At 63.0% G+C, this 6,000-nt stretch carries 6 protein-coding genes and 1 pseudogene; 2 read left to right on the forward strand and 5 right to left on the reverse strand.

The window, feature by feature from the left end; translation table 11 throughout:
• Positions 1-488 precede the first annotated feature (488 nt).
• Together EAH84_RS08700 and EAH84_RS08705 are read right to left on the reverse strand one after the other, a co-directional pair.
• Positions 489-719, reverse strand: coding sequence for a hypothetical protein (locus tag EAH84_RS08700; RefSeq protein WP_206663953.1), 231 nt, complete (start codon positions 717-719; stop codon positions 489-491).
• A 306-nt stretch (positions 720-1,025) separates the two neighbouring features.
• Positions 1,026-1,547, reverse strand: a pseudogene (locus EAH84_RS08705) (IS66 family transposase); the annotation flags it as partial.
• A gap of 32 nt (positions 1,548-1,579) precedes the next feature.
• Between EAH84_RS08705 and EAH84_RS16225 the strand changes: the two are divergent.
• The gene (locus EAH84_RS16225) at positions 1,580-1,903 is read left to right on the forward strand and encodes a DUF6998 domain-containing protein (protein WP_425326451.1); all 324 of its coding nucleotides are present in this window, start codon (positions 1,580-1,582) and stop codon (positions 1,901-1,903) included.
• 228 nt (positions 1,904-2,131) lie between these two features.
• Here EAH84_RS16225 and EAH84_RS08715 read toward each other — a convergent pair whose 3' ends face one another.
• The 3 genes from EAH84_RS08715 to EAH84_RS08725 all read right to left on the reverse strand — a co-directional run bounded on the left by EAH84_RS08715 (position 2,132) and on the right by EAH84_RS08725 (position 5,671).
• Entirely contained in the window at positions 2,132-3,463 is a 1,332-nt protein-coding gene (locus EAH84_RS08715; protein WP_140870678.1) for a M28 family metallopeptidase, read from the reverse strand.
• Positions 3,464-3,783: 320 nt separating this feature from the next.
• Positions 3,784-5,217, reverse strand: coding sequence for an IS1182 family transposase (locus tag EAH84_RS08720; protein ID WP_140870681.1), 1,434 nt, complete (start codon positions 5,215-5,217; stop codon positions 3,784-3,786).
• Between the two features lie 118 nt (positions 5,218-5,335).
• Positions 5,336-5,671: a hypothetical protein gene (locus EAH84_RS08725; protein ID WP_140870684.1), complete on the reverse strand. Its 336-nt coding sequence runs from the start codon at positions 5,669-5,671 to the stop codon at positions 5,336-5,338.
• A gap of 116 nt (positions 5,672-5,787) precedes the next feature.
• On the opposite strand from EAH84_RS08725, the gene EAH84_RS08730 reads away from it, so the two are divergent.
• On the forward strand, positions 5,788-6,000 hold a 213-nt coding region (locus EAH84_RS08730; RefSeq protein WP_140869304.1), incomplete at its 3' end, for a transposase.

The raw sequence follows: 6,000 nt of genomic DNA on the forward strand, positions 1-6,000 counted from the left end.
TCGCTCTGCAGGCGGACGCGACATCGCAAATCCCTGCCGTTTCCTTGGCTTGTCGGGGAACGGGAAGCGCGGAGAAGGATGATTCGCGTTCTGCTTATGTAACTGGCAGCAATGGGCAGTCGGCATGGGTTACAGCGAACGGATCGCGTGAGCAGCAGTTCGGGGATCAAGCCGACGTGGTTTTGCAGGATGGGACGGGCAAGATCAGGTTGCCTAGGACCATGCTTCCAAAGTTTCACGGCGGAAACGGCGGATGGGTCGAGCTAAGGGACATTTCATCGACATTGGACGCGATCGATGCGAAGGCCGTGGTGAACGTGCTAAACCACCCCCGAGTTCACGTCGACCGACGTACTGGTTCAATCGCGATCGATGGGCGCGATGGTCATTTCGCGGGGGAATGTGCAGTATCCGATCCTGCATTGTCCCCACGTAAGTTCTGACGTCGCCCCGATGGCGCCGTGGGCGCTGAAAGTTCAGGCCCCACGTCACAAGCCCGAGACCTTTCGATCCGCCCGCGACCACGACGGCACGCTCGATCGAGGGCGCTGTCCGCATTCAATGCATCGATACCGCTCGCGCACCGCTGGCACCTTCTCTTTGCCAGACAGGTGGTCGACATTGATCGTCACGTGCCGCCCGCACTGACACCACAGATCGACGAACCGCGTCCCGTTCTCGCGCATGTTGGCGAGCGTCATCCAACCCGGATCATCCACGCGCGATCCTGACCAGTCGCTTGATCTCGAGCACGATCCCATGCTTCTCGCAGTCGCCTAGCGTGGTGAGGTAAACGCGGCCCATTCCCCGTGAGAACACATGCGGAACAGATTCGGCAATCGGTCGAATCGCTCATCGTCGAATTTCGACCGTGGGCTATGCCCCGCCCGCAGGAATCTGCGCGCTTACCGGCCCGCATTGCCGTAGCAGCAATGCCACCATATTCATTTGACGGGGAACGCGATCGGCATAGCTTCTCACAGTCCGTTCGTAGCCATCCGGTGAGGACCGCGGCGTAGAGCAGATCAGGCGGCGAGCGCGACCTGTGGCTGTCGCCAGTTCCAGGGCAACAGCTCGTCCAGCCGGGCGGCGGAATGATCGGCGATCCGGGCGAGGACGTCGGCGAGCCACGCTTGCGGATCGACGTTGTTGAGCCGCGCCGTCTGGATGAGGGTGTAGAGGATGGCGGCGCGCTGACCGCCGCGGTTGGAGCCGCAGAACAGCCATGCTTTTCGCCCGAGCGGCACGCAACGCAACGCGCGCTCCGCTGCATTGTTGGTAAAACAGACCCGGCCATCGTCGAGGAACCGGGTGAACGCGTCCCAGCGCCGCAGCATATAGTTGATCGCCTTGGCGAGATCGTGATTGCGCGACAACATCGCCCGCTGACTGGTAAGCCAGGCGTGGAGATTGGCCATCAGTGGCTCGCTGGTCTCCTGGCGCACCGCAAACCGGGCCGCGGCGGGCTTGCCGTTGATCGTGCGCTCGACATCGAACAGGGCGTCGAGGCGTCGCACCGCCTCGAGCGCGATCGGGTAGATCGGCTCTCGGTCTGACGCTCTATCCGCCGTCAAAGCCGATCCATGACGCTTATGACGAGAATGGCGACGTGCAGATTAAGATGACCGGCGGAAATAGCATCGCCATTTACGCTACCTGTGATCGGCTTGTTGTACTCAAAGTCGTTTCGCCACACGAGGCCGAGATCGTTTACGATGGTCCCGGTACGGATGCTTGGGAGGCTGCGGGCAAAGTGGGTAAGAACGGACAACGGGTCGTGCGGCTAGACGAGGAAACTGGCCTTAGTGTCGATACGGTGCGGGGCGCGCTTAATCCGAAGCCGGTACACATCGTGATGGTCCGTGAAGCCGAGACTGCGACGGTACTAGTGGCAAAAATCTGACACTTGGTACCCATAGGGCAAGGGCAGCTTCCGCCCACTTCCGGACGTTCAAGTCATCCTTTGGGCACCGTATCAGCGACCTCGGGAAAGCTAGTGGAACATGCCCCACCCGATGGGAATAACCCCACTGCTTGCATACCGGCCAGTCGCGCATAAATCAGGAAGGATAGGAATTGCTGCCGATAACGGAATTCATGGCGCGACCCGTGCGCGGCAGGTCCGATGCTACTACTCGTGTGGCCGCCCGTCCGGCTTCCATCGCGGCGCGTCGTTGCTGTTCGCGACCGAGCGGATCGGCCCCACCAGCGAGCTGATCGCGCGGACCATGTAGTCGAAATCCAGCGCCGCGATGGTGTCGGTCGGCTGGTGATAGGTCGGTGGCACCGACCACCCCGCGAGGGTATGCGCGACAACGCCAGTCTGCGCGAGCGAGTAGTTGTCGGAGCGCTCGAAGAAGCGCTGCTCAGGATAAGGATCGGACTCGACCAACGCGCCGTGCTTTTTGAGGATTCCGAACATCGTCGACCGCTCGGACCCCGTCATCATCAGCGCGCCGCGCGGAAATTTCGGATCCTGCGCGCCGACCATTTCGAACTCGAGGTTGGCCGCAATGCGCGCGAGCGGCACCGGCGGGTGGGCGGCGAACCACCGCGAGCCTAGGCCGCCGATTTCCTCCGACCCGTAGGCGACGAACAGGATGCCGCGCCGGAGGCGCGAGCCCGCCGCAAGCACGCGCGCGAGCTCAAGCAGCGCGCTCGTGCCCGCCGCGTCGTCGTTGGCGCCGTGCATAACCGTTCCATCGGGCTGGACTCCGAGATGGTCGAGATGCGCGGTGAGGAGTAGGAGCGATAGTGACCGGTTTGTGCCGGGTAGATAGCCGATCGCATTAGTGGTGACGGTCCGCTCCTCCGTGAAAGGCACGAAGACCTCCACTACTACGCCCGGCCTCAGAGCGGCGACGGCGGCGGCGGGCAGGGTGGCGACGGCGAACTGCGGGGCGGCGGGGCTGGTCTCGAGCCGGATCGGCAGCAACAGTCTTCCGCCGAGCTGGGTGGCCAGCTTCCGCGTCTCCGCACTCTCGGCCAGAATCACCAGCTTCGCGCCCGCCGCCCGGAACGCCCGCATGCCTCGCAGCGCCTGCTCAGTCGGCCCGGTAAATACGACTACCTCAGCTTTGGTGGGGGGCGCGGCCGTGCTCGCCACTACGGTAACGGGCCCGCCCGCGCCGCCGCCGACGGCACTCAGTACGGTAAGCCCCGCGAGCGTCACACCGTCTGCGCTCAGGGTCGGGGTGCCCATCGCACGGCGCCGGATAATTGGTGCTGTCTGGCGATAGCTGTTATGCCCCGGCGCGGGTTCAAGCCCGAAGGCCTGGAATTGTGTCGCCACGTAGGCGGCGGCGATCGCCTCGTCCCGCGTGGCGCTGCCGCGACCTGCCAACTCGTCCCCGGCCAGGAACTGTTCGTGGGCGCGAAGCCAGCGGTCGCTCACCGTCTCCTTACGCGCGAGCGCAGGACTCGTAAATAACAGGGCTGCGACGAGCAGGCCAATACGAAACATAATGGTGGGTCCCCCTCAAATGCGACTTACCACCGCGCGGGCGCGGGCGCCAGCCGATTGCGTCGAGGACGGCGGCGCGCAGTTCCGGGGTTCTGAGTCACTCTTCACTGGAGGTCGCAATAACGTCTGGGCTCCGACCCGCCCGCATTCACGCCTTCTTTGCCGAGGGTGAAACTCTGACCTCCAGTCGCGATTAGCAGACCTTCACGACCGACTCCAACTCCGCCACTAGGCCGAGCTTCGAATGTCCGTTCCCCACCGAGGCTGTGTGAGAACGACGATCAAGCAGCGCTGATAGCGACGCGTGCGAGCGCGGGCGCTCAGGCCTGCATCGCTGCGATCAGCCCCGGCACACCGACCAGAGCGATAGCGCGCTTGATGTTGTAGGCCAGGGTGTGAAGGCCCATCTCGGTGGCCACGTTCTTGAGAGTGCGCGTCTTGAAGTGACTTCGCCCCATCCAGTCTTTGATCGTGCCAAAGACGTGCTCGAGGGTGCGTCTTCGGACGCGCATGGCACCAGGCATGCGGTCGAGCCGGGCCTGCATGGCCTCGATCACCTCTTCATGCTCCCACCGCTTGATGCGGCGCTCGAGGCTGGTGGTGCAGTTCGCCTTGACCGCGCAGCGGTAGCGACAGGTAGGCGTCGCATAGGCGTGCAGCGTCATGCCGTGCTCGACATTGGAGAAGCGCCGCGTCATCGTCTCGCCGGCCGGGCACTGGTAGGTGTCGGTATCGGGCTGGTAGACGAAGTCCTGCTTGCCCCAGCGGCCATCGGCCTTGGCACCAGAGGTGAGCCGCTTGGGGAAGATCGGCATGATGCCGGCCGCTCTGCACGCGAGTATCTCGGGGCCCGAGAAGTAGCCGCGATCGGCAAGCACGGTGAGCGCATCCGTGCCGGTCGCCGCGCGAGCTTGCTTGCCCATCTTCGCCAGCGACGTGCGGTCGTGGCCGAGATTGATGACCTCGTGCGCGACAATGATGTGGCTATCGGTATCGACCGCCGCCTGGAGGTTGTAGCCTACCTGCCCAGTGCCGGTTCCCGCCGACGCCATCGCGCGCGCGTCCGGGTCGGTGAGCGAGATCTGCCGGTCGGGCGATGCCGCAACCGCCTGTTCCATCGCTTCGAGTTGCCGCATCTGCCGCCGCAGTTCGCCGAGCCTTGTCGTCAGCCGCGTCGTGCGAAGCTCGGCGGCTTCACCGTCCTGCCGGTCGGCGGTGTCGAGCATACCCAGATAGCGTTGGATGCTGGCATCGACCTGTTCCATCTGGCGTCGGATCGTCACCGGCGTGAAGTTCTTGTCGCGGGCGTTGACCGCCCGGAAGCGGCTGCCATCGACCGCTACCGTGCCACCCGCGATCAGCCCCAAGTTGCGGCAAAGCAAAACGAACCTGCGACACGCCGCCTGGATCGCTGCGCCATGATCGCGGCGGAAATCGGCGACCGTCTTGAAGTCGGGCGCGAGCTTGCCGGTCAGCCACATCAACTCGACGTTGCGGCCTGCTTCGCGTTCGAGCCGCCGGCTCGACTGCACCTGGTTCAGATAGCCATAAATATAGAGCTTGAGCAGCATCGCCGGATGGTAGCCCGGTCGCCCGGTCGCCGCTGCATCCGCGAAACCCAGCGCCGCCAAATCCAGTTCGTCGACGAACACATCGACGATCCGAACAGGGCTGTCCTCAGCCACATAATCGTCCACCCAATCAGGCAGGAAAAGCTGCTGTCGCCGATCGCAACCCTCGATGAAACGCCCCATCATCGGCCTCCCAAATCAGGCCTCGATCATAGCATATCAGCGCGTTTTCACACAGCCTCCACCAATCCCGGTCATTCGGCTACCCATCAAGACGGTACCAAGCGTCAGATTTTAACCACTAGGTGTCCGTGGGAAAGGCCTCATCGAAACTATAAGGGTTCGGCCCTTTGTCTCGAAAACCACCTTCTTCGCACCAGAAGCCCGCTGATTCGTCGCGGGGCTTCCCCTCAGCTTTTGCAGAGGCTGTTATATTGGCATTCATAAGCCGCGACACCATGCGACAATTCCCGATATTATAATTCGGATCGCTTTCGGAGGCGTCAAACGAAGCGAAATGGACGCGTAGGGAAGCATCGAAAGGTGAATTGCGGTAAAGTGTGGCCGTTGATCCATTGCCAGCCGAGCAGCCCAGCAACGCCGCCGCCGATAGAACAGCAAACAGGATAGCTTTCATCGTGTCATGCCCGATCAGATGCGATGGAACACAGAGGTGGCTCGGGAAATCTGAACAGCGGGGATAAGTGGATTGCCGATCTGACCGCGGCCATGTTGGCCGCCCCAGGAGGCAAGATGAGCAAGCGACCCCGCCGGAATCACAGCCCGGCGTTTAAGGCCAAGGTAGCTCTGGCTGCCGTGAAGGGTGAGAAGACGCTGGCCGAGTTGGCGCAGCAGTATGACGTGCATCCAAACCTCATCAACCAGTGGCGATCCCGGCTGCTGGAGGGCGCGGCGGACGTATTCGGATCGGAGCCGGCCGCGAGCGAACCGGCGATCGACGTGACT

Source organism: Sphingomonas oligophenolica (assembly GCF_006438955.1).
Taxonomy (GTDB): domain Bacteria; phylum Pseudomonadota; class Alphaproteobacteria; order Sphingomonadales; family Sphingomonadaceae; genus Sphingomonas; species Sphingomonas oligophenolica_A.

What these genes read in the sequence shown, in the direction of transcription:
- EAH84_RS08715 (WP_140870678.1), bottom strand. Translation starts at nt 3,463, where the DNA reads ATGTTTCGTATTGGCCTGCTCGTCGCAGCCCTGTTATTTACGAGTCCT.
- EAH84_RS08720 (WP_140870681.1), bottom strand. Translation starts at nt 5,217, where the DNA reads ATGGGGCGTTTCATCGAGGGTTGCGATCGGCGACAGCAGCTTTTCCTG.
- EAH84_RS08725 (WP_140870684.1), bottom strand. Translation starts at nt 5,671, where the DNA reads ATGAAAGCTATCCTGTTTGCTGTTCTATCGGCGGCGGCGTTGCTGGGC.